At 70.4% G+C, this 26243-nt stretch carries 28 protein-coding genes and 1 pseudogene; 14 read left to right on the top strand and 15 right to left on the bottom strand.

Annotated features, from left to right (window positions below):
* The first annotated feature begins 29 nt into the window (after positions 1–29).
* Both ACI2L1_RS07420 and ACI2L1_RS07425 read left to right on the top strand, forming a co-directional pair.
* Positions 30–677: an SAM-dependent methyltransferase gene (locus ACI2L1_RS07420; RefSeq protein ID WP_404738345.1), complete on the top strand. Its 648-nt coding sequence runs from the start codon at positions 30–32 to the stop codon at positions 675–677.
* 12 nt (positions 678–689) lie between these two features.
* Positions 690–899 carry a hypothetical protein gene (locus tag ACI2L1_RS07425; protein ID WP_404738346.1) on the top strand — a complete coding sequence of 70 codons (210 nt, stop codon included), beginning with the start codon at positions 690–692 and terminating at the stop codon, positions 897–899.
* Between the two features lie 136 nt (positions 900–1035).
* On the opposite strand, the gene ACI2L1_RS07430 is transcribed toward ACI2L1_RS07425, so the two are convergent.
* The 3 genes from ACI2L1_RS07430 to ACI2L1_RS07440 form a co-directional block, all read right to left on the bottom strand.
* The gene (locus tag ACI2L1_RS07430; RefSeq protein WP_404738347.1) at positions 1036–1362 is read right to left on the bottom strand and encodes a GYD domain-containing protein; all 327 of its coding nucleotides are present in this window, start codon (positions 1360–1362) and stop codon (positions 1036–1038) included.
* Between the two features lie 191 nt (positions 1363–1553).
* Complete coding sequence (locus tag ACI2L1_RS07435) at positions 1554–2117, bottom strand: dihydrofolate reductase family protein (RefSeq protein ID WP_404738348.1); 564 nt, start codon at positions 2115–2117, stop codon at positions 1554–1556.
* A gap of 217 nt (positions 2118–2334) precedes the next feature.
* Entirely contained in the window at positions 2335–3096 is a 762-nt protein-coding gene (locus ACI2L1_RS07440) for a phosphoglyceromutase (RefSeq protein WP_404738349.1), read from the bottom strand.
* Between the two features lie 164 nt (positions 3097–3260).
* Here ACI2L1_RS07440 and ACI2L1_RS07445 point away from each other — a divergent pair, with 164 nt between their 5' ends.
* Complete coding sequence (locus tag ACI2L1_RS07445) at positions 3261–4523, top strand: MDR family MFS transporter (protein ID WP_404738350.1); 1263 nt, start codon at positions 3261–3263, stop codon at positions 4521–4523.
* On the opposite strand, the gene ACI2L1_RS07450 is transcribed toward ACI2L1_RS07445, so the two are convergent.
* Complete coding sequence (locus ACI2L1_RS07450; RefSeq protein ID WP_404738351.1) at positions 4498–4923, bottom strand: DUF2000 family protein; 426 nt, start codon at positions 4921–4923, stop codon at positions 4498–4500. The genes ACI2L1_RS07445 and ACI2L1_RS07450 overlap by 26 nt on opposite strands.
* A 49-nt stretch (positions 4924–4972) precedes the next feature.
* On the opposite strand from ACI2L1_RS07450, the gene ACI2L1_RS07455 reads away from it, so the two are divergent.
* Both ACI2L1_RS07455 and ACI2L1_RS07460 read left to right on the top strand, forming a co-directional pair.
* A complete protein-coding gene (locus ACI2L1_RS07455) occupies positions 4973–5821 on the top strand; it encodes an AraC family transcriptional regulator (protein WP_404738352.1) in 849 nt (282 codons plus the stop codon).
* A gap of 10 nt (positions 5822–5831) precedes the next feature.
* Positions 5832–6350 carry a hypothetical protein gene (locus ACI2L1_RS07460; protein WP_404738353.1) on the top strand — a complete coding sequence of 173 codons (519 nt, stop codon included), beginning with the start codon at positions 5832–5834 and terminating at the stop codon, positions 6348–6350.
* Positions 6351–6376: 26 nt separating this feature from the next.
* Here ACI2L1_RS07460 and ACI2L1_RS07465 read toward each other — a convergent pair whose 3' ends face one another.
* Both ACI2L1_RS07465 and mshA read right to left on the bottom strand, forming a co-directional pair.
* Positions 6377–6877 carry a YbjN domain-containing protein gene (locus ACI2L1_RS07465; protein WP_404738354.1) on the bottom strand — a complete coding sequence of 167 codons (501 nt, stop codon included), beginning with the start codon at positions 6875–6877 and terminating at the stop codon, positions 6377–6379.
* Entirely contained in the window at positions 6870–8207 is a 1338-nt protein-coding gene (gene mshA, locus ACI2L1_RS07470; protein ID WP_404738355.1) for a D-inositol-3-phosphate glycosyltransferase, read from the bottom strand. The genes ACI2L1_RS07465 and mshA overlap by 8 nt, the downstream gene beginning before the upstream one ends.
* Before the next feature lie 198 nt (positions 8208–8405).
* On the opposite strand from mshA, the gene ACI2L1_RS07475 reads away from it, so the two are divergent.
* From ACI2L1_RS07475 to ACI2L1_RS07485, 3 genes are all read left to right on the top strand, one after another.
* Entirely contained in the window at positions 8406–9218 is an 813-nt protein-coding gene (locus tag ACI2L1_RS07475; RefSeq protein ID WP_404738356.1) for a class I SAM-dependent methyltransferase, read from the top strand.
* A 700-nt stretch (positions 9219–9918) separates the two neighbouring features.
* Positions 9919–10998 (top strand): C40 family peptidase, encoded by a 1080-nt coding sequence (locus ACI2L1_RS07480; protein ID WP_404738357.1) that lies wholly within the window; start codon positions 9919–9921, stop codon positions 10996–10998.
* A gap of 297 nt (positions 10999–11295) precedes the next feature.
* Positions 11296–12597 carry a PP2C family protein-serine/threonine phosphatase gene (locus tag ACI2L1_RS07485; protein ID WP_404738358.1) on the top strand — a complete coding sequence of 434 codons (1302 nt, stop codon included), beginning with the start codon at positions 11296–11298 and terminating at the stop codon, positions 12595–12597.
* Positions 12598–12679: 82 nt separating this feature from the next.
* On the opposite strand, the gene ACI2L1_RS07490 is transcribed toward ACI2L1_RS07485, so the two are convergent.
* The 3 genes from ACI2L1_RS07490 to ACI2L1_RS07500 all read right to left on the bottom strand — a co-directional run bounded on the left by ACI2L1_RS07490 (position 12680) and on the right by ACI2L1_RS07500 (position 14423).
* Complete coding sequence (locus ACI2L1_RS07490) at positions 12680–13024, bottom strand: DUF2516 family protein (protein WP_404738456.1); 345 nt, start codon at positions 13022–13024, stop codon at positions 12680–12682.
* A 139-nt stretch (positions 13025–13163) separates the two neighbouring features.
* A complete protein-coding gene (locus ACI2L1_RS07495; RefSeq protein WP_404738359.1) occupies positions 13164–13835 on the bottom strand; it encodes a hypothetical protein in 672 nt (223 codons plus the stop codon).
* A 75-nt stretch (positions 13836–13910) separates the two neighbouring features.
* A complete protein-coding gene (locus ACI2L1_RS07500) occupies positions 13911–14423 on the bottom strand; it encodes a helix-turn-helix domain-containing protein (RefSeq protein WP_404738360.1) in 513 nt (170 codons plus the stop codon).
* Between the two features lie 211 nt (positions 14424–14634).
* On the opposite strand from ACI2L1_RS07500, the gene ACI2L1_RS07505 reads away from it, so the two are divergent.
* Positions 14635–15147 (top strand): NUDIX domain-containing protein, encoded by a 513-nt coding sequence (locus ACI2L1_RS07505; RefSeq protein ID WP_404738361.1) that lies wholly within the window; start codon positions 14635–14637, stop codon positions 15145–15147.
* Between the two features lie 116 nt (positions 15148–15263).
* Here the strand turns inward: ACI2L1_RS07505 and ACI2L1_RS07510 are convergent, their stop codons facing one another.
* On the bottom strand, positions 15264–16385 hold the full coding sequence (locus ACI2L1_RS07510) for an FAD-dependent oxidoreductase (RefSeq protein ID WP_404738362.1): 1122 nt from the start codon (positions 16383–16385) through the stop codon (positions 15264–15266).
* Positions 16386–16438: 53 nt separating this feature from the next.
* On the opposite strand from ACI2L1_RS07510, the gene ACI2L1_RS07515 reads away from it, so the two are divergent.
* The 4 genes from ACI2L1_RS07515 (at position 16439) to ACI2L1_RS07530 (ending at position 19342) form a co-directional block, all read left to right on the top strand.
* Positions 16439–17131, top strand: a complete 693-nt coding sequence (locus tag ACI2L1_RS07515) for a TetR/AcrR family transcriptional regulator (protein ID WP_404738363.1) — start codon at positions 16439–16441, stop codon at positions 17129–17131.
* A 76-nt stretch (positions 17132–17207) separates the two neighbouring features.
* Positions 17208–17795, top strand: a complete 588-nt coding sequence (locus ACI2L1_RS07520) for a class I SAM-dependent methyltransferase (protein WP_404738364.1) — start codon at positions 17208–17210, stop codon at positions 17793–17795.
* A 144-nt stretch (positions 17796–17939) separates the two neighbouring features.
* Positions 17940–18518, top strand: coding sequence for an O-methyltransferase (locus tag ACI2L1_RS07525; protein ID WP_404738365.1), 579 nt, complete (start codon positions 17940–17942; stop codon positions 18516–18518).
* Between the two features lie 311 nt (positions 18519–18829).
* Positions 18830–19342, top strand: coding sequence for a lamin tail domain-containing protein (locus tag ACI2L1_RS07530; RefSeq protein ID WP_404738366.1), 513 nt, complete (start codon positions 18830–18832; stop codon positions 19340–19342).
* Here the strand turns inward: ACI2L1_RS07530 and ACI2L1_RS07535 are convergent.
* Positions 19315–19887, bottom strand: a pseudogene (locus ACI2L1_RS07535) (hypothetical protein); the annotation flags it as partial. The gene ACI2L1_RS07530 and the pseudogene ACI2L1_RS07535 sit on opposite strands and share 28 nt — an antisense overlap.
* Positions 19881–20504 carry an RraA family protein gene (locus ACI2L1_RS07540; RefSeq protein WP_404738367.1) on the bottom strand — a complete coding sequence of 208 codons (624 nt, stop codon included), beginning with the start codon at positions 20502–20504 and terminating at the stop codon, positions 19881–19883. The gene ACI2L1_RS07540 and the pseudogene ACI2L1_RS07535, both read right to left, overlap by 7 nt.
* A 157-nt stretch (positions 20505–20661) precedes the next feature.
* Between ACI2L1_RS07540 and ACI2L1_RS07545 the strand changes: the two genes are divergently transcribed.
* A complete protein-coding gene (locus ACI2L1_RS07545) occupies positions 20662–21504 on the top strand; it encodes a nitroreductase/quinone reductase family protein (protein WP_404738368.1) in 843 nt (280 codons plus the stop codon).
* A gap of 25 nt (positions 21505–21529) precedes the next feature.
* On the opposite strand, the gene ACI2L1_RS07550 is transcribed toward ACI2L1_RS07545, so the two are convergent.
* Genes ACI2L1_RS07550 through ACI2L1_RS07560 form a run of 3 tightly spaced genes read right to left on the bottom strand, consistent with a single transcriptional unit; the run spans position 21530 to position 26117 of the window.
* Positions 21530–23563: a HelD family protein gene (locus ACI2L1_RS07550; RefSeq protein WP_404738369.1), complete on the bottom strand. Its 2034-nt coding sequence runs from the start codon at positions 23561–23563 to the stop codon at positions 21530–21532.
* Positions 23564–23604: 41 nt separating this feature from the next.
* The gene (locus ACI2L1_RS07555) at positions 23605–24222 is read right to left on the bottom strand and encodes a TetR family transcriptional regulator (protein WP_404738370.1); all 618 of its coding nucleotides are present in this window, start codon (positions 24220–24222) and stop codon (positions 23605–23607) included.
* 32 nt (positions 24223–24254) lie between these two features.
* Positions 24255–26117, bottom strand: coding sequence for a phosphotransferase family protein (locus ACI2L1_RS07560; protein ID WP_404738371.1), 1863 nt, complete (start codon positions 26115–26117; stop codon positions 24255–24257).
* Positions 26118–26243: the final 126 nt, after the last annotated feature.

Raw genomic sequence — 26243 nt, forward strand, 5'->3', positions numbered from 1 at the left:
GGCGTCCGGACCGACCGTAGGGTCCGCGCATGGACTGGGAGAAGTGGCACGACCGTTACGACGCCCCCGAGTCACCGCTGGCCCAGCGCCTTCGGTCGGTCCAGGACCGAATCCGCCTGGCCCTGGACGCCGCCCCGCCCGGTCCGCTGCGGGTACTGAGCCTGTGCGCCGGCCAGGGCCGTGACCTGCTGGGCGTACTGCCCGCGCACCCACGCCGTGCGGATGTCCGCGCCCGCCTGGTGGAACTGGACCCGGCCAACGTGGCCGTGGCGAGGGAGAGCGCCACCGCCTTCGGCCTGTCCGGCATCGAGGCGCTCGCCGCGGACGCCGCCCTCCTCGACCACTACGCCGACCTGGCCCCGGCCCATCTCGTCCTGCTCTGCGGGGTGTTCGGCAACATCACGGACACTGACATCGAGCGCACGGCCGAGGCGTGCACGCAGCTGTGCCGCACCGGCGGCAGGGTCATCTGGACCCGGCACCGCAAGTCCCCCGACCGGGTCCCCCGGATCTGCGAGTGGTTCGAGGAGCGCGGCTTCACCCGCGAGTGGCTCACTCCCGCGGACCAGGTCCAGTCGGTCGCCGTACACCGCTACGACGCGTCCCCCGCCCCACTCCAACCGGGCACACGCGTCTTCGACTTCGTGGGCTACGACAGACTCCGCGCGAGGTCCTGAGGAGCAGCAGTGATGACGGACGGTGCCGCGGTGGACATCGCCGACGACCACATCCTCGACAAACGGATCATCCTCGGCCTCATCGCACTCCGCGAACACCTGGGCTGCTCGCTCCAAGAGGCGCTGGATGTCTTCGGCGCACGGTACGAGGCACTGAGGAAGGACCGCCCTGACGACTTCGTGTGCGGTCCCGACGAGTACTGGGCCGGCTTCTTCTCATGACCACGACACGGAGACTGCTCCTGCTGTGCGGGCTTCGGCTTCTGGTCCCGTCCCGCACGGAACGCGACGAGAAACGCCTCGCCCCCTACCAGCGACAACACCGCCGGTTGGGGGCTTTCCGCGACCACCTGGACCGCTACGCGCCGGGAGCCCGGTATTGGACTTGCCCGGCTTTGCGCAGGGCATCCATGGTTTCGTCGATGGTCAGGAGAACGGTCGTCTCAAACGAGCTGAGTGCGCCGCCTCCGTTGATCGCCAGGGCGACCGCGGCCATGGAGACGTTGTCGGGGGCCTCCCACAAGTTGTAGCCGTCGCGGGTGCCGAACGCGTACCAGAAGCCGTGCAGCTTGCCGCCGACGGACTCGATGTACGACTGAGCGGCCTTTGCGCGGTCCTCGGGGTGGCCGATGAGTCTCGCCCAGGTCTCCGGTGTGTAGCTGAACCTCGATAGATAGAGCGGCATCATGTCTCCCTTTCGTCCCAGCAAGGGATGCCCGCTCAGGGCGGGATACGGCCCCCGAGGCCGCGCGCGTCCCCCGAACGGCCGGGATGATGACCGGTATGGCCACTGCCATGAGCGACCTGGTGCCGTCGACGCGCTCCACGCCCCCAAACCAGCCTGGGTGGTTGTTGGTGGTCCCGGAAGAATCGCGCTCAGCGCCTCGTCTCGTACCTGTTCAGGACCACCCCGCCGGGAAACGTCCGTGTCTCCACCAGGTTCAGGTTCACCCAGCTGTCCAGCGCGGTGAAGAACGGTGTGCCACCACCCACCAGGACCGGATGGGTGACGGTCGCGTACTCGTCGATCAGCCCTGCCCGCATGGCCGCCCCGGCGAGCATCGCGCCACCGACCCTCATCGGCCCCCCGTCCTCGGCCTTGAGTCGGGTGATCTCCGCGACCGCGTCACCGGTGACCAGGCGCGTGTTCCAGTCGACCTTGTCGATCGTCGACGAGAACACCACCTTCGGCGTGTCCCGCCAGTTCCGCGCGAACTCGATCTGCGCCGGGGTGGCGCCCGGCTGCTGGTCGCCGGTCGGCCAGTAGGAACTCATGGTCTCCCACAGCTTGCGCCCGTACATCAACAGCCCGATCGCCCGCTCCTCGTCGAGCCACCACTGGAACAGCTCGTCGCTCGGCCCGCCCCAGCCGATGTCGTCGCCGGGCGCGGCGATGTAGCCGTCCAGGGTCAGGTTCATGCCGTAGAGCAGTTTCCGCATGGCCCCATGCCTTCCGTCAGTCGGTCTCCAGCGTAGAGACCGGCGCGGCGCGGGAAACTCATCGGTGCGATCTGGGCTCACAGGCAGAACTCCACCTCCGGCCGGCAAGGCGCTCCGACCTCAATATCCCAAGGGCTGAGGTTCCAGGGAGGTGCCAACGCATGAAAATGCCTCCCGCCAGCGCCGTAAGCGCAGGTGGGAGGCATGATCACGGAACCTACTTCTTCTTGCCCTGGTTCTTGACCGCCTCAATGGCCGCCGCGGCCGCCTCGGGGTCGAGGTACGTGCCGCCCGGGTTCACCGGCTTGAAGTCGGCGTCGAGTTCGTAGGCGAGCGGGATGCCCGTGGGGATGTTCAGGCCCGCGATGTCGGCGTCCGAGATGCCGTCGAGGTGCTTGACCAGGGCGCGGAGGGAGTTGCCGTGGGCCGCGACCAGGACCGTGCGGCCGGCGAGAAGGTCGGGGACGATGCCGTCGTACCAGTACGGGAGCATGCGGACGACGACGTCCTTCAGGCACTCCGTGCGGGGGCGCAGCTCCGGGGGGATCGACGCGTAGCGGGGGTCGGAGGACTGGGAGAACTCCGAGTCGTCCGCGAGCGGCGGGGGCGGGGTGTCGTAGGAGCGGCGCCACAGCATGAACTGCTCCTCGCCGAACTCCGCGAGGGTCTGCGCCTTGTCCTTGCCCTGGAGGGCGCCGTAGTGGCGTTCGTTCAGGCGCCACGAGCGGTGGACCGGGATCCAGTGGCGGTCGGCGGATTCGAGGGCCAGCTGGGCCGTTCGGATCGCGCGCTTCTGGAGGGACGTGTGGACCACGTCGGGGAGGAGGTCGGCGTCCTTCAGGAGTTCGCCGCCGCGGACTGCCTCCTTCTCGCCCTTCTCGTTGAGGTTGACGTCCACCCATCCGGTGAACAGGTTCTTCGCGTTCCATTCGCTCTCGCCGTGGCGGAGGAGGATCAGCTTGTACGGTGCGTCGGCCATGCGTAGGAGCGTAATCCACACCTTCGGTACGGGTAGGGCCCGCTCGACAGACGGACGGTTGACGGGATTGTTGACGGCATCTGTTAATTGAGTGGCCTGCGGTCAGCCCGTCTACGTAAGTTGTGCTCGTCAGCTGGGACGCTTACATACACGGGGGATCGTCCATGCCACTCGCCACCCTGAGACGCGCCACCCACGAGACCGTCTCCGGGCTCCCCCGCGCGTTCTGGTGGCTGTGGACCAGCACCCTCGTCAACCGGCTCGGTGCCTTCGTCGCCACCTTCATGGCGCTGTACCTGACCCTCGACCGCGGCTACTCCGCCTCCTACGCCGGTCTCGTCGCCTCGCTCCACGGCCTGGGCGGAGTCGTCTCGTCGATCGGCGGCGGGGTCATGACCGACCGGCTCGGGCGGCGGCCCACCCTGCTCGTGGCACAGGCGTCGACCGCCGCCTCCGTCGCGCTGCTCGGCTTCATGCACCACCCCGTCGCCATCGCCGCCGTCGCCTTCCTGGTCGGCATGACCTCCAACGCTTCCCGGCCGGCCGTGCAGGCGATGATGGCCGACATCGTGCGGCCCGAGGACCGGGTCCGGGCCTTCTCGCTCAACTACTGGGCCATCAACCTCGGCTTCGCCGTCTCCGCCATGGCCGCCGGGTTCATCGCCGAGTTCAGCTATCTCGCGGGCTTTCTCATCGAGGCCGGGATGACCGCCGTCTGCGCGGTCGTCGTCTTCCTCAAGCTGCCCGAGTCACGGCCCCCGGCGCGGCACGGCATGAAGGCCACCGACGACGTCCGCCTCGGGACCGTCCTGCGCGACGGACGGTTCATGAGCGTCGTCGGGCTGTCCTTCCTCGTCGCCGTGATCTTCCAGCAGGGTTCCATCGGACTGCCCGTCGCGATGGGCGCGGCCGGATTCACGCCCGCCGACTACGGCCTCGCCATCGCCCTCAACGGCGTGCTGATCGTCGCGCTGCAGATCCCGGTGACCCGGTTCATCCAGGACCGGGATCCGCAGCGGCTGCTCGTCGTGTCGTCCCTGCTCGCGGGATACGGCTTCGGGCTCACCGCCTTCGCCGGGTCCGTCGGCCTCTTCGCCGTCACCGTGTGCGTGTGGACCCTCGGCGAGATGATCAACGCGCCCACCCAGACCGGGCTCGTCGTCCGCCTCTCCCCCGCCCACGGCCGCGGCCGCTATCAGGGCATGTACACCCTGTCGTGGTCCGTCGCCGCGCTCGTCGCACCCCTCATGTCCGGCTTCGTCATCGACCGCTACGGCGCCGCCTGGCTGTGGGGGCTGTGCGCGGTCGTCGGTACGGTCGCGGCGGTGGGGTACGCCGCCCTCATGCGCCGGCTGCCCGACGAGGGGTCCCACACCGCCGTACTCGAGAAGTCCGCCGCCGTCACGGATGCATCCGCGCGCCCTTGAGCACCTTGTCCACGGCATTGCGCGGCCCGTGCACCGCGAGCCCCACCAGGTCCAGCTCCGCCGTCGCGACCGCCCGCACCGCCGCCCGGTTGTCCCGGTCGTTGCCCGTCGCGAACAGGTCGCTCGTGAAGACCGCGCGCGGGAGCGAACGGGACAGCACGCGCGCGTGGGCCGTCGTCAGGGTCTCCTTGGTGCCCTCGAAGACCAGCACCGGCTGCCGGAACATCGGCAGGTACGGCACCCCGTCGGCGTCCTCGTACGGCTCGCCGATCACCTCGGGGGCCTGTGCGCCCAGGCCGCTGACCAGGAACGCGGTGACGTTCAGGCGCTGCCAGGTCTCCAGGTCCTCGCGCAGCAGGACGGCGATCTTGGTGTCGAAGCGGATGGGTTCCTCGTTCATACGACGAGACTGACGGCCGCCGTACGGCCTCGTCTTGTACGTTCTTTGCATGGCGGCCAGAGAGACGAACCGGCGCGAGGTCATCGCCTGGCGCCCCGCCGTCCCGGGCGTCACCGAGGTCTTCCACGCCCGTTTCACCGAGTACGCCTATCCGATGCACGTGCACGAGGCGTGGACGCTGCTCATCGTGGACGACGGCGCCGTACGGTACGACCTCGACCGGCACGAGCACGGCACCCCCGGCGACACCGTGTCCCTGCTGCCGCCGCACGTCCCGCACAACGGCTCGCCCGCCACTCCTGGCGGCTTCCGCAAGCGGGTTCTCTACCTCGACCACACCCACCTCGGCGACGACCTCATCGGACCCGCCGTCGACGGTCCCGACCTGCGCGATCCGGTACTGCGGCGGCGGGTGGGGCAGTTGCACACGGCGCTGGCCGGGCCCGGTGAGGAGTTCGAGGCCGAGAGCCGGCTGACGCTCATCGGCGACCGACTGAGGACTCTGCTACGGCCGCGGCTGTACGCCGAGTCGCCGCGCCTCGACCCCGTCCTCGCCCGCCGCCTGCGCGAACTCCTCGACGAGCGGGTCGTGGAGGGGCTGTCGCTGGAGGCGGCCGCGGCACAGGTGCAGGCCCATCCGGCGCATCTCGTACGGGCGTTCAGTACCGCCTACGGCATCGCGCCGCACCAGTACCTGACCTCGCGGCGGGTCGACCGGGCCCGGAGTCTGCTGCTCGCGGGCAGCGGTCCTGCCGAGGTCGCCGCGCTCACCGGTTTCCACGACCAGGCCCATCTCACCCGGCACTTCAAGCGGTTGGTGGGGGTGACGCCGGGGTGCTACCGGATGAGCGCGAGGAGATCGACGGAAGGCATCCGTCCGGTGATCGTCGGCGGTTAGCGTCGGCGGCATGGATGACAGACAGAACATGGATGACCGACAGAAGTCCTTACCGTTCAGACGTCTCTCCGTCGCCGTCGCGGGGGCGGCCGTCCTGGTCGCGGTCAGTGTCGGCGGTGCCATCGCCGCGAGCTCGGACGACGAGCCCACCGCCGAGCCGAGCGTGTCCACCGCCCTCCCGTCGGACGAGGGCGGAACCGACGGCGGCACGGTCGGCGGCAGCGGTGGAACGGCCGGTGGCACCGATCCCAGCCCGACCTCCACGTCCCCCGACGACCCCCCGATCACCGACGAACCGACCGACGAACCGACGGACGAACCCTCCACGCCGAGCGAGCTGGAGGAGCTCAACCGCCGTATCGCCGAACTCGAAAAGAAGGTCGACGAGCTGCCCACCAAGAAGGAACTCGCCGACGCGCTACGGGCCTTCGCGGACCAGCTGGACCAGCCGGCCACGCCCGAGGATCCCGGCGAGACCCACGAGCCGACCAACGATCCCCAGCCCACCGACTCACTTCCGCCCAACTAGGCGTAGAGCAGCGGAAAAGCCCGGGGTCAGTCCTGCGTGCGTTGGGTCAGATGCGCGAACGCGTCCAGGTTGCGCGTGGACTCGCCCCGGGCCACCCGCCACTCGTACTCCTTGCGGATCGCGGTGGCGAAACCCAGCTCCAGCAGGGTGTTGAAGCTGCCGTCGGCCGCCTCCAGGACCTGGCCGAGGAGGCGGTCGACCTCGTCGGCGGTGACGGCGGCCAGGGGGAGTTTGCCGGCGACGTAGATGTCGCCGAGCCGGTCGACGGCGTAACTCACGCCGTAGAGCTTGAGGTTGCGCTCCAGGAGCCAGCGGTGGACGCCGGGTTCGTTCTCGTCGGGGTGGCGGATGACGAAGGCGTTCAGCGACAGGGAGTGGCGGCCCACCAGCAGGGACACCGTCGTCTTCAGCTTGCGGGTGCCGGGAAGCTGCACGACGTAGTGGCCGGATGCGGGGCTCTCCCACTCCAGTTCGGCGTCCTTCAGGACCCCCTCGATGACCTGTGCTGCCTTTGGTTCGTCAGCCATGGTGGGAGCGTACGTGACGCCGGTACGACTGGGCCGCGGCCGCATACACGTCCGCCGTCGCCGCGGCCGCGGTGTCCCAGCCGAAGGACTGGGCGTGCCGGGCCGCCGCCGCGCCCATGCGGGGCGAGAGCTCCGGGTTGTCGGCGAAGTCGCGCAGCACGCGCGCGTAGGCGGCCGGATCATGTCCTCGTACGAGGAAGCCGGTCCGTTCGTCGGCCACCGCCACCGGCAGCCCGCCGACCGCCGCCGCGAGCACCGGGGTGCCTGCCGCCTGGGCCTCTATGGCGACCAGGCCGAAGGACTCGCTGTAGGAGGGCATGACCAGCACGGACGCGGCCCGGAACCAGTCGGCGAGCTGCTCCTGGCCGACGGGCGGGTGGAACCGTACGACATCCGCGATGCCGAGGCGGGAGGCCAGCTTCTGGAGGCCCTCGGGCTTGGCGAGGCCGCTGCCGCTGAGGCCGCCGACGACCGGGACGAGGAGGCGGGAGCGCAGGTCGGGGCGCTCGTCCAGCAGCACCGCCACCGCGCGCAGGAGGATGTCCGGGGCCTTCAGAGGCTGGATGCGGCCCGCGAAGAGGGGGATCAGGGCGTCCTGGGGGAGGCCGAGGCGGGCCCGGGCGGCGGCGCGGCCGTCGGCGGGGCGGAAGCGGTCGAGGTTCACGCCGGGGTGGACGATGGCGACCTTGGCGGGGTCGGCGGCGTAGTGACGTACGAGTTCCTCGCGCTCCTCGGCGGTGTTCGCGATGAGGCGGTCGGCGGCGGCGACGATCTGGGTCTCGCCGATGACACGGGCGGCGGGCTCGGGGGTGTCGCCGTCGGCGAGGTTGGCGTTCTTGACCTTGGCCATGGTGTGCATGGCGTGCACCAGGGGGGTGCCCCAGCGCTGGGCGGCGAGCCAGCCGACGTGGCCGGAGAGCCAGTAGTGCGAGTGGACCAGGTCGTAGTAGCCGGGGCGGTGGCCGGCCCAGGCCTGCATGACGCCGTGAGTGAAGGCGCACAGCTGGGCGGGGAGGTCCTCCTTGTTGAGGCCCTCGTAGGGGCCGGCGTCGATGTGGCGGACCAGGACGCCGGGGGCCATCTCGACGGTCGGGGGGAGACCGCCCGTCGTCGCGCGCGTGAAGATCTCGACCTCGATGTTGATCGCGGCGAGGCGCTGGGCGAGTTCGACGATGTAGACGTTCATGCCGCCCGCGTCGCCGGTGCCCGGCTGGTGGAGCGGTGAGGTGTGCACGGAGAGCATGGCGACGCGGCGCGGGCGGCGGTGCAGGCGCAGCCGGTGGGGTGCGGCCTGGGAACGACGCTGGAGCCTGCTGACGTATTGGCTCACGTGGCGCTCCTCCTTGCTGCGGGCATGCCGGGCGGAGGGTGTGGGGCGCCCTCCAAGGGGGTCCAACAGCGGAGGGCGACATTCCCATTCCGGCGGTGGCGCTTTTTACCGAAGGATTACCGGCCATCGCTCAACCGTTCGATGGAGGGGTGCGTCGGGAACGCGGTGGCCTGCCGCCCGGCGCATACCCTCGTAGGCATGACGCCCCGCGCCCCCTCCCGCCCGGTGGGCACGATCACGCGCGGGACCACCAACCCCAACCGGCTGCGCCGCATGGACCGCTGGATCGCCGCGACACACGGCGCCGAGCTGCGCCGCGCCGCCGATCCGGTCGCCGTCGACCTCGGGTACGGAGCCGCGCCCTGGACGGCCGTCGAGCTGCTCACCCGGCTCCGCGAGACGGCCCCACGCACGCGCGTGGTCGGCGTCGAGATCGAACCGGCGCGGGTGGCGGCGGCCAAGCCGTACGCACGCGAGGGGCTCGTCTTCCGGCACGGCGGGTTCGAGATCCCGGTCCCCCAGCGGCCGCTGCTGGTCCGGGCGGCCAACGTGCTGCGCCAGTACGACGAGGCCGAGGTGGCCGGTGTATGGGAACGGCTGTGTGCGCGGCTCGCGCCGGCCTCGGGGGATTCCCGTGGCGGGCTGCTCGTCGAGGGGACCTGCGACGAGATCGGGCGCCGGCACGTGTGGGTCGCGCTCGGCCCTGAGGGACCGCGGACTGTCACCTTCGCGGCCCGGCTGGGGTCACTTGAGCGGCCTTCCGATCTCGCCGAGCGGCTGCCGAAAGCACTGATCCACCGCAACGTCCCCGGCGAGCCGGTGCACTCCTTCCTGCGCGACTTCGACCGAGCGTGGGCGGCCGCCGCGCCCTACGCGTCGTACGGCGCCCGGCAGCGGTGGATCCGAACGGCACGGGACCTGACGGCCGACTGGCCGGTGGTGGACGGGCCTTCGCGGTGGCGGCAGGGGGAAGTGACGGTGGCGTGGGGGGCGTTGGCGCCGCGGGGGTGAGTCGCGGGGGCGAGCCGTCGCCTTGAGCCAAGGGCGCGAGCCGTGGGCTTGAGCCGCGGGCGTGAGCCGTCGGCGTGAGCCGTCGGCGCGAGCCGTCGGCGTGAGCCGTCGGCGTGAGCCATCGGCGCGAGCCATCGGCGCGAGCCATCGGCGCGAGCCATCGGCGTGAGCCATCGGCGCGAGCCGTCGGCGTGAGCCACGGGGGCGCCTTGGCGCGTGCACTCCGGGGGGCTGCGCGGGGCGCCGACCGCATGAACTCCGGCACGCCGAGGGAGGTACCGCTCGCATGAACTCCGGAACGCCGTGCGGCCGGCCTCCGGGAAGCCCCGCGCGAGAACTCCGGTTCGCCTCGCGCGGAAACGCCGGGATGCCCTCACGCCTTGGTCCCCACAGGCCGCGCGCATGAACTCGGCGCGCCCTCCGCCCATGAACTCCGATGTCCTCGCGCATGAGCTCCGGGATGCCACCCGGGAAATCCCCTCCAGAAGTCCTGACCTGCCGGGAACGATCCGTGTGAGTCGTTCGTCACAAAGGCGGAGAGATCGTCTTCGGGGGGCGGGGAGCGGGGGAAGCACCAACAAGCGCCGGACGCGGAGGGATACGCCGAGAAGGCCTGCCTCTGTCGTTTTGGGCCGTGACGTGGCACGATCCCCCGAGCACCGTAAGTTACTGACGGTAAATCAGCTTTGGGGGCAGGGGTATGGGGACGGGCAAGCGCGGTCTGATCGCCACGGCCGTGACCGTGATCGGCGCGGTGGCCGTGCTGTCGGCTCCGGGCGCCGCCTTCGCCGCCCCGAGCCCCACTCCGACGCCGACCCCCACGGCCTCGCCGACCAACGTGACCAACAAGGACATCGAGGCCGTACGCGAACAGCTCGACGCGCTCTACCACGACGCGGCCGTCGCCACCGACGCCTACAACGCCGCCGAGGAGAAGGCCGAGGAGCAGTCGGCGCAGATCGTCGCGCTGGCCAAGAAGATCGTCAAGGGCCAGGAGAAGCTGGCGCAGCTGAAGGCCCGCGCGGGTGCCGCGGCCGCCGCCCAGTACCGCACCAACGGACTGCCGGACGAGGCCCAGCTGATGCTGAGCGACGACCCGCAGGAGTTCCTGGACGGCACCGGCCGGGTGCTGCAGGGCCAGCGCGCCACCAAGGCACTGATCGCGGAACTGACACAGACGCAGCAGGACTTGAAGCAGTACGCCGCCGACGCCTCCGCCCAGTGGACCAAGCTGGAGGCGGGCCGAAAGGCGAAGGCAGCGGCCAAGAAGAAGGTCGAGCAGCAGATCGCGGCGGCCGAGAAGCTCGAGTCCCAGTTGGAGAAGAAGGAGCGCGAGCGCCTCGCCGAACTGGAGGAACAGGCCGCCTACAAGGCGCAGTCGGCCTGGCTGGACTCCGGCATCCTCGACGAGATCGACAGCAAGGCCAGCGAGGCCGGCAAGCTCGCCGTCAAGTACGCGACGACACAGATCGGCAAACCGTACGAATGGGGCGCCGAGGGTCCGGACTCGTACGACTGCTCCGGACTGACCTCGCAGGCCTGGGCGGCCGCCGGCAAGCCCACCCCGCGCACCTCGCAGGAGCAGTGGAAGCAGCTCAAGCACATCGACATCAAGGACATGCGGCCCGGGGACCTGATCATCTACTTCGACGACGCCAGCCATGTCGCGATGTACATCGGCGAGGGCGCGATCGTGCACGCCCCGCGGCCGGGACGGACGGTGACGCTCGCGGGGGCGGGATCGATGCCGATACTCGGGGTGGTTCGACCGGATGCGTGAGGGTTTGCGGCCTGCCGTACAAAGGACGTCAGAGCAGCGGTGCGAGACCTGGGTCATGTGATGCGGGGCACCCCTGACCTCTCCGCAAACCTTCCGCGAACGTGACGTTCGTCATTCCCGCGACACCCGTCACCTGTCCAACTGCGGTACGGAACGCGGCATATGACACTGGCGACCCGCCAAGCGGCGTGTCTCACGCCATTCCTTTCCCGCCCCACCACCCGCTATGGTCCCCGTCGGTGGATCGAGACCCCTCGCCCCATCGTGCCCTCGGGGGGAGGGAAGGAATCCGAGACCATGCCCGTACCCATACCGCGGCAACGAGCGATCCCGGCCGCGGAGGGTGGTCAGGCGCAGGCCACACCCAAGGACGGCCCCTCCAAGGGAGTCCCCCCGCGCAAGGAAGCCACGGTCGACAACAACGCCGCCACCCAACTGACCCTGCTGGTGATCGAGGACGATCCCGGCGGCTCCACGGTCGTCCCCGAACTCCTGGACCCGACCGGCAAGCCGATGCGCGTCCGCACCGCCCGCAACCTCACGGAGGCGGAGCGGCTGCTCACCGACGACGTGCACTGCATCCTGCTCGACCTCGCGCTGCCCGCGCCCGGCCGTTCCGCTGACGACGACGAGCTCGCCGTACTCCGTCATGTCCTGAAGCTCGCCCCCCGGCACGCCGTCCTCGCGCTGACCGCGTCCGGTGACGCCGAGCGCGGGGCGGAGGCGGTGCGGGTGGGCGCCCAGGACTATCTCTTCCGGGACGAGCTGGACGGGCGGCTGCTGAGCCGGGCGATCCGGTACGCGGTGGAGCGGAAACGTTCCGACACGGCCGAGCGAAGGCTCGCCGAGGGACGGGTGCGGGCACAGGAGAACCGGCGCCTGGAGCGGGGTCTGCTGCCCACGCCACTGCTGGAGGGCTCCTCGCTGCGGTTCGCGGCGCGGTACCGGCCGGGGCGGTCGCGGGCGCTGCTCGGCGGGGACTTCTACGACGTCGTACGGACTCCCGACGGGACCGTGCACGCGATGATCGGCGACGTCTGCGGGCACGGGCCCGACGAGGCGGCACTCGGTGTGGAGCTGCGGATCGCCTGGCGGGCGCTGACCCTGGCGGGACTGTGCGGGGACGAGCTGCTCGGGACGCTGCAGGAGGTGCTGGAGCACGAGCGGTCCGACGACGAGATCTTCGCGACCCTGTGCACGGTGGACATCGCGCCGGACGGGCGTCGGGCGGGACTGTGTCTCGCCGGGCATCCGTCGCCGTTGGTGGCCCGGCCGGGGCGGCCCGCGCGGTTGCTGCCGTACGACAACAACGGGCCCGCGCTGGGGCTGCTGCCGGGGGCTCGGTGGCCTCGGATGCAGGTGGAGCTGGGGGCCGAGTGGAGTCTGATGCTCTATACCGACGGACTGATCGAGGGGCACGTCGGTCTGGGACGGGAACGGCTCGGCGAGGACGGGATGGTGTCCATGATCCGCCGCCAGTTGTCCGAGGGGCTGCGCGGGGAGGCGTTGCTGCGGGCCGCGGTGAATGAGGTGCGGTCGCTCAACGGGGGTGAGCTGGCGGATGACGTGGCTGTGCTGTTGCTCGACCGGGAGGGGTGACGGTCTGGAAGTCGCGGCGCGGTTGCCTGCGCCCTTCTGGCCGCTCGGGCCGCTCGGGTTGCTTCCCTGAGGGCTGCTTCCGCTAGCGGCCGCCGTTGTACGGGCCGTAAGGGCCGTCGCTGCTGCTTCCGCCGCCACGGCGGCCCCAGCCCTTGCCCCCCGAGACCTGGCTGAGGGCCGGACGGACGTCCACGAAGAAGACGATCGTGGCGATGAGACCCGCGATCTGCAGGAAGAGCATCGGCACGAAGAGGTTCACCGCGACCACGATGCCGAGGATGATCAGCCAGAAACCCTTGTTCTGCTTGTCGGCCGCCCGGTAGGCGTCGTCGCGGAACAGCAAGGCCATCACCAGTGCCACCACGGCGAGGACCAGCATGGCGAGGTAGAGCAGCCACAGAAACCCTGCGAACCCCTGCATCAACACAACGTCCACCACCAGACTCGGCTCGTCTTCACACGATTACGCGGTCACCGTACCCGTTCCCACAAGCCCGCTACCCGCAGAACGGGCCGGGCACTCGGTAAGTGCCCGGCCCTGAGTCCTGAAGCGTCCCGCGGTGCCCTTACTTGGCGGGCGGGGTGGTCTTCTTCGCCGTGGTCTTGCGCGGCGTGGCCTTCTTGGCGGCGGGGGCCGTCGCCTTGGCCGGAGCGGGGACGTTGGCCTTGGTGGGCTTCGCGGCCGGGGCCGCCGGGGTCGGGGTCTCGACCTTGATCTCGCCCGGCTCGGCGGTCGGCTCGACCGCGATGGCCAGTTCCTCGATCTCCTCGGCGGCCTCGCCGCGCCAGGTCTTCACGGTCTGCTCGCCGTGCTCGGCGACCTTCTCGTAGGTCTCACGGGCCTTGACGGCGTACTCGGCGGCGACGCCGACGCCGCGCAGGGCGATGTCCTGGGCGGACTCGCCGAGCTTCTTCAGGTCCGCGTCGATGGTGGAGCCGAGCTTCTTGATGTCGCCGTCCAGGTTGGTGATGAACTCACCGACCTTGGTCTGGAGGGTCTCCTGCGTCTCCTTGACCCTGGCGCCGGCCTCCTTGGCACGGGTCTGGGCCTTCTCCTGGACCGCCTTCGGGTCGGTGCCGCGCACGGCCTCGATACGGGCCGGCGCCTCGGCGCGCAGCTGCTCCACCAGGCCGGGCACCTTCTTGGCCTCCTGGAAGGCCAGGTCACCGGCGCCGGCGAGGAAGTAGAGCGGGGTCGGGTCGGTGACGGCCTTGCGGATGTCGTCGGTGATGGCCATGGTGATGGTCCTCCCGGGTCGCTTTCACTTGAGGGTTTTGGGGGTCCCGCGGTCGGCCGGTGGTCGGGCTGTGCCTCAACTGGCCGTCTGCTGCGGGTCGGCGTCGCTGCCGCCGGTCTTCTTACGGGTCCTGCTCGGCTTACGGGTGTCGCGTACGGCGGTGTCACCGTCCTGGACGTCGCCCCGAGGATCCACCGCACCGTCGCCCGGCGCGGGAGCCGCGTCCGCCGGGGCTATCTCGAAGCCGTTCTCCTTGCGGAAGGACTCGTATATCTGGAGCAGCACCTGCTTCTGCCGCTCGTTGAGCGTGGGATCGGCGAGGATGACCGCACGTGTCTCCACGTCGTCCCGGTCCCGCTCGGCGTCGAGGATGCCGGCCCGCACATACAGCGTCTCGGCGGAGATCCGCAGGGCCTTGGCGACCTGCTGCAGCACCTCCGCGCTCGGCTTGCGCAGCCCGCGCTCGATCTGGCTCAGATACGGATTGGACACCCCGGCGGCATCGGCGAGCTGCCTGAGCGACAGCTGCGCAGTGCGCCGCTGTTCACGCAGATACTCACCGAGATTGCCGACGTTGAGCGATGCCATGCCTCCACCTTGCCCCACCCCCGCTAACTATTGCAAGCACCCGCTTGCAAAAGTGCGCCACGCCACTGCACCGGTGAGCTGAGCCTGAACACGACAGGTGTCGTAATCGCACGACACCTGTCGTCATCCGGGTCCGGCCTCCTTGCGCAGGTGCTCTTGGTCCGGTTCCGCGAGTCGCAGGGAAGCGGCGTTGTCGGTGGGCTCTGCCAGGGTGTCCGTCGTGGACGAACTGGTGGAGCGTGTCGACGATCAAGATCGCGTGCTGGGGGTGGTGGTCAGCCGGCGGCAGGCCATCCGGGAGGGTTGGCTGCATCGGGTCGCCGTGACGGTGTGTCGTGATGAGGGTGGCCGCATCCTCGTCCACCGGCGGTCGGAGCAACTGTCGCGCTTCCCCGGGCTCTATGAGGTCGTGGTCGGTGGCGCCGTGGACGTCGGTGAGTCCTATGAGCAGGCCGCCGCGCGCGAGCTGGCCGAAGAACTGGGCATTCGTGTGCTGCCGCGCTTGCTGTTCACGTTCCTCAACCGCAGCGGTTTGAGCCCTCACTGGCTCGGCGTGCACGAAGCCGTGGTGCCGGACACCGTGGCCGCCGATCCTGATGAGGTCGCCTGGCATGGCCGGCTGACCGAGCCGGAGCTGCGGTCGGCACTGCTGGAGTGGCGCTTCACCCCCGACAGCCACGAAGCCTTCAGCCGGTATCTCGCGTTCCGGAGCGCGCAGTCCTGACCTCGCTCGCCTCGCGGCAGGTTGCATTCGGTGCGGACGTCCGTGCGTTCGCTTGAGGGCGGTTTTGCCGTGAACCCGTGGCGAGCCGTTTGTGCTGGTGCTCGCGTGCTTGGCGGTCAGGATGGCTGGACTTGGTCGAAGAGGGCGAGGGCTTCGGCGGGGTCCGGGCTCACGAGGCGTTCCAGACCGGCCGTCGTGATCTTCGCCCACCTGCCGGCCCGTGCCCACATCCGTTCCTCGAAGGCGCGGACGGCGTCGTCCAGATCTCCGGCACCGGCGGTGGCGATGGACTCGGCGAGTTCGGCGCCTTCCAGCATCGCGAGGTTCGCGCCCGCCCCCAAGGGCGGCATCAGGTGGGCGGCGTCGCCCAGTAGCGTCACCCCGGGGACGTGGGTCCAGGTGTGGGACACGGGCAGGACGTAGAGGGGGCGGTGGACGAAAGCGGCGCCGTGGCAGAGAAGGTCGAGGACGGGAGCGGCCCAGCCGTCGAACAGAGCCAGCAGGCTCGATCGCACGGCCTCGACGTCGGCCAGGTCCAGGTTCGTGTGCCAGTCCAGCGGCGCGCGGAACTGGGCGTACACCTTCACGTGGCCGCCGCTGTTGCGCTGGGCGACGAGGCTTCGGTTCACGCCGTACACCGCCACGGAACCGTCGCCGACCAGCCGGGCGAGGTCAGGGTGGCGGGCGTCGACGTCGTCCAGGGAGGTCTCGATCGCGGTGACGCCGGTGTAGTGCGGCGTCACCGACGAGACTGCGGGGCGGACCCGGGACCATGCGCCGTCCGCGCCGACCACGAGGTCGAACGCCTCCTGTCGCCCGTCCGCGAAATGGACCAGTACGCCATCGCCGGCCCCCGGCACCACCCGCGTCACGCCCTGGCCCCACCGGACGTCGAGAGGGCCGAGCAGCAGGTCACGGAGTTGCCCGCGGTCGATCTCGGGATTGGCCTGTTCATCCGGGCGGGGTCGCCAGTCGCGCAGGACGGTCCCGTCCGTGTCCAGGATGCGCATGGCCTGCCCCTCGGGACGAGACAGCGCCTTGAACTCCACCAGCAGTCCCGCTTTGTCCAGCGCCAACTGGCCCAGCCCCTCGCGCAGGTCCAGCGTGCCGCCCGGGGGGCGGGCGTCGGGAGCGGAATCGCGTTCGAGGACGGTCACAGGGTGGCCATGGCGGTGCAGGACGCGGGCGAAGGTGAGGCCGCCGGGACCACTCCCGACTACTGCGATGCGATGTCTCATGGCGATACACTGTATTGACACATGACGGTGTATCGCAACAGTACGATGTGTCCATGACTGTGTGGGACCGGCCGGAGCCGCCGACTCGCCCCGTGCCGCTCGACCGGGAGCGGATCGTCGCCGCCGCCATCGCGCTGGCCGACGAGGGCGGACTGGAGGCGGTGTCGTTGCGCAAGGTCGCCGCCCGGCTGGACGCCGGCCCGATGCGGCTGTACGGCTACATCTCCACCAAGGAGGAGCTGTTCGACCTCATGGTGGACGAGGTCCAGGCTGAGATGCTCCCCGAGGAGCAGCCCGGTTACTGGCGGGAGGCGCTGCGCGGCCTCGCCCACCGCACCAGACAGGCCGCTCTACGTCACGAATGGCTGGCCGACCTGCTCGGCGGCCGCCCGACCCTGGGCCCGAACGGCCTCGCCGTGGCCGAGGCCAGGCTGGCCGCCCTCGACGGTCTCGCCGACCTCGACACCGTCATGCGCGCCGTGGAGACCGTCAGCGCCTACCTCACCGGCGCGATCAGGCGCGAGATCGCCAACCTGCGGGCCGAGCGCGCCACGGGCCTGTCCAAGTACGACTGGCAGCGCGCCCACGGCCCGCATATGACGAAAATGCTGGCCACGGGCCGCTTCCCGGCGCTGGCCAAGGCCGTGTACGACGGCACGGACGTGGACGCCGAGACATCCTTCGCGACCGGCCTGGACTGGGTCCTCGACGCCGTGGCCGCCAAACTCGCCCGGCCGCCGGCGTGACACTCAGCTCCTGACCAGTAACGTGCTCCGCAGCGTCCTCGGGCACGCGGCGCAACGAGCTGACCTGGGAGAATCCGTGGCGGAGGAGAAGGACCTGGGCGAGGCCCAGCTCGCGCACTGGCAGGACACGTACGCCGCTCATCCGGGGATGTACGGCGCGCATCCGTCCGCGCCCGCCGTCCACGCCGCCCGCGTGTTCCACACGGCCGGGGCAAGGGATGTTCTGGAACTCGGTGCCGGCCACGGCCGCGACGCCCTCTTCCTCGCCCGCGAAGGCTTCCTGGTGCAGGCCACCGACTTCAGTGCCACCGGTCTTGGCCAGCTGCGCGCAGCCGCCCGGGCTCAAGGTGTCGCCGAGCGGGTGACGACCCTCGTGCACGATGTCCGTGACCAGCTGCCCGTGCCGGACGCCTCGGTGGACGCGGTCTTCGCACACATGCTGCTGTGCATGGCGCTGTCCACCTCGGAGATCCACACGCTTGTCGGCGAGGTGCGCCGTGTCCTGCGACCGGGGGGAGTGATGCGCCACAGGCGGCGGGGGAGGTCTCCCTCCTCGAAGGCGAAGACGTCTTCCGGGACCCACCCTTCGGCGAGCGCGTTGACCAGGTCGCGAGGGAAGAAGTGCACGGCGAAGCCTCCGTGCTCCCAGATGTCGTCGCCGTGAGCGGTGCCGACGCCGTAGTGGGCGTCACCGGTGTGCCGCACCGTGTAGACGAACACTCCCCGGCGAGATGGGCCGCGCCCGGTTGTCCCGCTCAACCTGAGGCATACCTTGTCCGCAAGGACACGGCCCTCGCATCATCGGCGGATGGACGATACGCCGAGCCGCCTCCCGACCGCCCTGCCCGTGCTGCGCTCCAAGGCAAGCGACGCGGGCTTCATCATGTCCAGTGAGGACCGCACCGGAAGCCTCCTGGCAGCACTCGCCGCCGCCCGGCTCGCGGGCCGGATCCTGGAACTCGGCACCGGAGTCGGGGAAGGCACCGCCTGGCTCCTCAGCGGGATGGACCGCGCCTCCCGTCTGACCACCGTCGAACTCGATCCCACCGTCCAGGCCATCGCCCGAGAACAGCTGGGTGCCGACCCGCGGGTGACCTTCGTCTCCGGGGACGGCGGCAGATGGCTGGAGGAGTTCGACGGTGCCCCCTTCGACCTCGTCTTCGCGGATACCTGGCCAGGCAAGTTCACCCACCTCGACCGGGCCCTGGAACTCGTGGCTCCCGGCGGGACCTATCTGATCGACGACCTCTTCCCCCAGCCCGGCTGGCCGGAGGGCCACGAAGCCTCCGTCGAACGGCTTCTCGCAGAGCTGGACGAACGCGAGGACTTCCGGTGCGTCCGCCTGGCATGGGCGAGCGGACTGCTGATGGCGGTGCGCACAGCCTGACGACCAGGAGTCGACCGCGATCACGACCACTCCAGAGCTGTTACTCACTTTCGGGTGACGGTCTCGTCCGAGCCGGGGTGGCGCGACCTGGCGGTCGGAGCATACGGATCAGTACCCACAAGGGTCGTCGAACAGCAGGGGCGTCAACTTGGCGCATACGCCGCATGAATGGACGTTACACACGAGAATCACAGTGAAGTGGGCGAACAGTAACGGAGTGCCCGTGTTGCTTTCACAACCTGCACGGAACGGCCACGGTGTGAAGGCGCGGCCGACCGGCCGCCACCCGCACAACCGCACCAGGGGGCTTTGTGTCTTCTTCCACTGTGACCGCCCGTCGTATCTCCGCCGCCGCACTCGCGGCCGCCGCGATCGTCGGGGCGGTGGCGCTGCCGGCGTCGGCGGCCGACCACGCCCGGCCCGAGCGGCCGAAGGTGGAGATCAGCGCGGTGCAGTACGACTCGCCCGGACGCGACGACCGCTCGCGGCGTTCGCTGAACAAGGAGTGGGTGGAGCTCACCAACACCACGCGCCGGACGGTCAACCTCGACGGCTGGACCCTGCGGAACAAGGACGGCCGCACCTACACCTTCCACCACTACCGCCTCGATGGCCGTGCCACGGTCCGTATCCACACCGGTGAGGGCCGCGACACCGACACCGACCTGTTCCAGGACCTCCGCGACTACGTCTGGGACGACTACTCCGACACCGCGACCCTGCGCAACGACCACGGCCGCTTCGTCGACGACGAGTCCTGGGGCCGCCACCACCGCGGCGGTCACCAGCACGGCGGTCACCAGCGCGACAACGTCCGCCGCTGACCCTCCCGTGCACCCACCCCGTGCATCCACCCCGCCAGGTGATGCCCGCTGAGTGACGGCAGATGGCCCCGACCGGGCGAACCGGTCGGGGCCATCTGCCGTCGGCGCCGCGCGCCGGTGGCAACATACGGACAGGCTGCCGAACATGCCTCGGCCTCCTCCCGCTCCCGGAACCGCAACGTCGAGTCCGAGGTCAGCGCCCGGCCGTCCGCGGCGAACACATAGGTCCACCGGAGCGACACCAACTCCGCCTCCACCGCGGTCACTTCGACCCAGCTCTCCACCACCCCGGCACCGGGTACGTCCGCCATGGCGTACGACGCCTCCCGGTGCCACTCCTCCCAGGCCCGCCGCGCCGGGTCCCGCGTCTCGAACACCAGCCGCCCACCGGGCCGTAGCGCCTCATACGCGCCGCGCAGCGTCTCCCGCCAGGCATCCGCTTCTACGATCTGCTGGGCGACGTTGGCCGTCATGGTCACCAAGTCGACGCGCAGCGGCGGAAGTTCGGTCGCGTCACCGTGGATCCAGCGCAGCATCCTCAGCCCTCGAACCCACCTTCGGCGAGGATCTCGTCGATACGAGCCCGATGCGCCGCCTCCCACTCGTCGAGCGTCTCGACGGCTTCCTTGGCCAGCTTGGCGCGGGCGGCCGTGAGGATGCCGGCCCGGCGGGCGGCCGGGACCGCCACGACGCCCTCCTCGTCGGCGACCACCTCGTCACCGGCCTCGACCCGCACCCCACCGCACCGCACCGGCTCACCCAGCGGCGCCACGGCCTTCTTGGCGCCCGGGATCGGGACGACGCCCCGGGCGAAGACGGGGAAGCCGGCCTCCCGCACCTCGGCCAGGTCTCGGATCAGGCCGTCGGCGACGAACCCGGCGATCCCCCGCCGCTGCGCGACCGCGCACACGTTCCCGCCGGCCAGCGCGTAGTCGAGGTCGCCCGACTCGACCACGATCACCGATCCGGCCGGCGCCCGGTGGATCGCCGCGTGCAGCATCAGGTTGTCGCCGGGTGGGCACCGTACGGTGAAGGCCGGGCCTGCGATCCTCGGCACCGGCCCCCACAGCGGCCGGATCCCCATGTCCATGACCCGGTCACGGCCGAGCAGATCGGCCAGGGTGGTTGTGGGAATGTCCGCAAACTCAGTGGTCTCGATCACGCTCCGGACGTTACCGTGTGTGCATGACTGCCGGGTCGGCCTTGTGCCGTGAGCGAGTTGGGTGCCCGGCCTCTGAGTGAGGCCGGGGAGGGCCAGGGGTCCGCCGCTTTCTCTGAGTCGTCCAGGACATGACCGGAGACCAGAGAGAGCAGAGAGAGTGACCAACCCCTTCCACGACTTCAACCAGCAGATCATCGACGAGTTCCGCGCCAACAACGGCCGCGTCGGCGGCCCCTTCGAGGGCGGCCGTCTGATCCTCCTCACCACCACCGGCGCCCGCACCGGCACCCCGCACACCAACCCGGTCGGCTACCTGCCCGACGGCGGCGACCGCATCCTCGTGATCGCCTCGGCGGGCGGCTCGCCCCGCCACCCCGACTGGTACCGCAATCTCGTCGCACATCCCCAAGTCACCGTCGAGAGCGGGGTGTTCACCTACGAGGCGGAGGCCGTCGTCCTGACGGGCGAGGAGCGGGACCGGGCCTTCGCGCGAGCCGTGGAGGCGGACCGCGGCTGGGCGGCGTACCAGGAGAAGACGGACCGGATCATCCCCGTGGTCGCCCTGCACGAGATCGCCCGCCCGGGGCCGCCGAACATCAACGCCTCGTCGCCTGGAGAGGCCATCAAAGTCGTCCACGACGCCTTCCGACGCGAACTGGCGCTGATACGCAAGGAGATGGCCACCGGAGGGTCCACCCTCGCTGCCCAACTCCGCGTCAACTGCCTCACGTTCTGCCAGGGCCTGCACAACCACCACACCGGCGAGGATCTGGCCATGTTCCCGTTCCTGGCCGACCGCCACCCGGAGGCGGCCCCGGCCCTCGACCGTCTGCGCGCCGAGCACGAGCGCATCGCGGCTCTGGTGGAGGAGTTGCGCGAGGCGCTCGCCGGCCAGAGCCCCGCTTCCGTGCGCACGGAGGTGGACCGCCTGACGACCGAGCTGGAGGCCCATCTGACGTACGAGGAGGAGCAGTTGATCCCGCTCCTCGACGGCGTGTGACACAGCGGCACGGGCGGCCGTCGCCCTAGAACGGCAACGGCCGCCCGTGCACCACCACCAGCCGCGACACCGCCCGGGTCAGCACGACATACAGCCGGTGCAGCCCCCGCTCCTCCGCCTCCGCGATCGCGGCGGGCTCGACGGCCACCACATGGTCGTACTCAAGTCCCTTGACCACACCGGCCGGTACGACGCTCACCCGCGCCCCGAGCTCGTCCGGCCCGGCGGTGACGATCCCGGCCGCGTCGAGGGCCTGCCGCACCCGTTCGACGTCGGCGTCCGCGGCGACGACCCCCACCGACCCCTCGTACGCGAGCGAGTCCCGTACGGCGTCCACGACCGCGTCCGGCAGGGCGTCCGGGGAGGTCGGGCTGATCCTCAACTCCCCGTCCCCACGCAGGGACCGCCCCGCCGGCACCTCCACGTCCAGCCGCGCGAGGAGCCGGTTGGCGAGCTGGACGACGGCCCGCGGCACCCGGAATCCGATGGTCAGCGGTACGACGGCCGCGTCCGGCTTGCCGAGATGGCGCAGGACGGTGTGCCAGGAGCGGGCCGCCCAGGGTGTGGTCCCCTGGGCCAGGTCACCGAGGACGGTGAGCGACCCGAAGCGCGCCCTGCGGGCGATCGCCCGGCACTCCATCGGGGACAGATCCTGCGCCTCGTCGACGACGAGATGGCCGTAGCCCTCGGGATGCTCGATGAGCCCGGCGACCTCGTCGAGCAGGACCAGGTCGGCGGACGACCAGCGGGCGGACTTCCAGGATCGCGGCGGTCGCGTCCAGAGCAGTTCCTCCTGATCCTCCGGTCGCAGAAGCCCCTCGGCCACGCCCGCCAACGCCTCGCGGTCACCGAGCAGTTGAGCGAGGACCCCCTCGGGCCGCACGCGCGGCCACACGAGTTCGAGGAACTCCCTGACGGCTGCGGACCGCGAGATCCTCCGCACCCAGGCGTTGTTCTGCGGCCCGGCCCGCCGCTCGGCCTGGAGTTGCACGCTCCGCACCACCCGCCCGCGCACTCGCTCCCGCCCGGTGTCGTACGGCAGTTCCTCGGCGCGTACGCCGTGCACGATCCGCGCGAGTTCGTCGGCGCGGACCCGCCATCGGTACGAACCGTCGTCGATCTCAAGGGAGTCGGCAACCGCGTCACTGGACACCCGTGTGTACAGCGCCCGCCGCAGCACCTCCGCCATCCGGGGGTCGTGCTTGACGACGGCGGCCCGCTCGCTGTCACTCCCCTTGACGGGATGCCGGCCGATCTCCTCCTGAAGCGTGGCCTGCCGTACGCCGGTCTCGCCGAGCGCGGGCAGCACCTCGGAGATGTACGACAGGAACGTCCGGTTGGGCCCGAGGATGAGCAGGCCGCCACGGTGGACGCGCTGGGGGAAGGTGTAGAGCAGATAGGCGGCCCGGTGCAGCCCTACGGCGGTCTTTCCGGTGCCGGGAGCACCCTGCACGCACACGGACCGGGCGAGGTCTCCGCGTACGAGATCGTCCTGCTCGGGCTGGATGGTCGCGGCGATGTCCCGCATGGGGCCGACGCGAGGCCGTTCGATCTCCCGGGCGAGAAAGGCGCTGGAGGTGTCCTGCCCCTCCGCCAGACGCTCGTCCTCGAACCCGGTGAGATCGGCGGAGTCCCCCTTGCTCCCCGGCGCCCACCCGAACCGCCGCCGCACCCCGACCCCGCGTGGATCGCGGGCGCCGGCCTGGTAGAAGGCACGGGAGACGGGGGCACGCCAGTCGACGACGAGGGGCGGAGCGGCGGGATCCTCGCTGATCCGCAGCCGCCCGAGGTGATAGGCCTGCCCGGCGTGCTCACCGTCGGCGAAGTCCAACTTCCCGAAGAACAACGGCCCTTCGGGAAGTTCCCGGAACTCCTTCGCCTGACTGCGCAGCCGGTACCCGAGCACTTCGGCGTCGGCCCCGGAGGCGGAGACGTCCTCACCGATGACGACCTGCTCCTGGGCGCCGTCGACCATGGCGGCGAGGGCGGCACGGCAGCGTTCGTGGTGGGCGCGCTCCTGGTGGAGTTCCTGACGGAGGCCGGGCTCGATGGTGGTCATTCCGCCAAGCCTAAACGAAAAGCGTAACCGAGTTAAATTTATTACCGCGCTTCAGTACGGCCGTCCAAGGCCCTCTCCAACGCGTCGAACGCCCGCCCGGCGGCGACCACGGCGTCCCCCTTCACCTCCGCCATCCGTTCCCCCGCCGAGATCCGCCGCCAGTTCTCCATCGCGAGCACCCGCCGCACGGCGATGATCTGCCCGGCGGCCAGCCGCGCGTCCAGATCCCCACCGAGCACCTCCGCGAGCGCGGCCTCCTGCCGCTCCAGGTGGCCATGAGCCCGTGCGACCAGGGCGGGGGTGCCGTAGAGAAGTCGATGAAAGGCGAGCACCTGGGGATGGTCACTGAGCCCGGTGACGGGATCCCCCCGCTCCAGGCCGTCGAGGAAGTGCCGCCGCAGAGCGATGAGGGGCCGCTCCTCGGACTCGGCCACGACCCTCGCGGCCTCGTCCTCATGATCGGCGATCCGGTGGAGGACGAGGTCCTCCTTCGCCGGGAAGTACCGGAACAGGGTCGGCTTCGAGATCTCCGCGGCGGCGGCGACCTCGGCGACGGAGACGGCGTCGAAGCCCTTCTCCAGGAAGAGCCGGATGGCGATCTCGGACACGGACTCGTACATCCGCTGCTTCTTGCGCTCACGCAGGCCGGGTTCGCTCATGGCTGTGAGCCTACGCAGTGGTGGTGGGCGGGTCAGGACGCCTTGAGCGGGGCGGGCAGTTTCGGCACCACACGCCTGCGCATGCGCAGCCCCAGGGATCCGGTGGCCGCCGTCAGGGTCATCTCGTACGCGTCGACGGCACGCCGTACGTTCGGCGTGTCGAGGGCGGCCCCCGTGGTGATCCGGTCCAGGTCGACGTAAGCCGAGCGGACCTGCTCGATCCAGCGGTAGACCCGCCAGTCCTGCTCCCATCCGGCGACGTACTCGGAGGGAAGCGACCTGCTCCAGCGTTTGAACATGCGTGTACGCATCTCGGGCCGGGTCGGGGTGAGATGCAGATGGCGCACCAGGTCGTACAGGGGGTCGCCGATCATCCCCATCTCCCAGTCGATGATCGTCAGCCCGCCGCGACGCCCGTCACGGACCAGGTTCCAGGGGTTGAGGTCCCCGTGGAGGAGGACGGCGGTACGTTCCGTCACCTGGTAGCGGCCGAGGATCTTCCGGAGCACCTTGCCGTCCGGCAGCCCCCACTTCCGGGCTGCCTGCCGGGTTTCGAGGGGAAGCTCGTCGACGAAAACAGCCAGCCGTTCACTCAGCCGCGCGTAGAAGCTCCCCTCCGTCTCCTCGGAAGACAACGTCGAGTGATCGATCTCCGCAAGCGTGGCGAGCGCGTCGACGAGTTCGTCGGCCTCGCCGGGCAGCAGCCCGTCCTCGGGATGCCGCGGGGCCCCGGTCGCCGGGCCCTCGTAGGTGTGGATCGCGAAGTGGCGCCGCCGGTCGTCATAGCCAAGCGCGAGGATTCTCGGCGCCCGGAACTGCCGACCGGCCTTTTCGATCACTTGCAGGACGGCGTGCTCCTTGAGCTCCCCCTGCTCGCGACGGGGCGCCGCCGCGGTTTCGCGCCGGACCACCACGGGCTCCGCGTATTCATCGAGGTGCACGACGGTGTTGAGGTGCGCCGTCCCCCGGAAGACCCGGCCAGCGGGGGCGGTGCCCTCCAGCGCCAGAGCCCGCCGCACCAGGTCGTACGGGAAGTCCTCCCGCTCGCGGACCCGTGTGTCGCGCTGCCACCGGAACAACGCGATCGGCAGCCGCGTCCTCCCCTGCGCGATACGCCCCGCCTGCCAGCGGAACAGCGCGTCCGCGATCTCCCTCTCGGGTGGCACCTCGTACATCCCGAGCACGTCGGTCGCGCGCCCCAGAGTCGCCCCGATGTCGCCGGCCACCGCCATCAGCCGGTCTACGTCGATCTCGTCGCCGAGGGATTCGGCCGACCTGATGACTTCGCCGTACGCGACGTTGATGCGCTCGAACGCGACGTAACGCGGAAAGTCCCGGCGCGCGCCGTTGACCGCCGTGAGCCTCGCACTGCCCATCTCGCGCAGCCAGGCCTCGAGGACCTCGTCCTGCTGGTGGTCGGGGTAGCGCATCCGCACCACATGATTCGCGAGACCGTGCAGGGGATCCCCGTACGACGCGGAGTTCCAGTCGAGGCGGGCCATCGAGGGCTTGGGGCCCTCCAGGACGACCGCGTTGTCCCGGTTGAGGTTCATGAGCAGGAAACCGTACGGGCGGCGGGCCGGGGAGGGCATCTGTCCGGCGAACCGGGCCAGAGCGTCGCAGGGCACACCGAGTACGGCGAACAGCCCACTGAAGTCAGTCCCGTTGGAGCCGAGGATGCGCTGTGTCGTACGCCGGACGACGGTGTCCAGATAGGCCCGGCTGTCCCTCTCGTTGGGCGGCCAGTCGGCCGGCAGCGCCGGCAGCGCCTCCTTGCGCACCAGGGTCAACTGCGCGAGGAGACGGGTCAGCGCCCTGATGGTCAGGGGGTCGACGGGCTTGCCGGGAAGGCATGTCCTGGGCTGCACACCGCCGCCCGCCCCAGAAGAAGCCATGGGTGTCCCCAGAGAGAGCTCCAGGCGGTACCGGCTCTTACGGATCTCCGAGATGACGGCACTACGGACTTCGCCCCCGCGGTCAGGCCAAGCCCCGATCGCCACCTGTGCTCCTGAAACGCTAGT

This window comes from Streptomyces sp. NPDC019531, assembly GCF_044903305.1.
Lineage (GTDB): Bacteria > Actinomycetota > Actinomycetes > Streptomycetales > Streptomycetaceae > Streptomyces.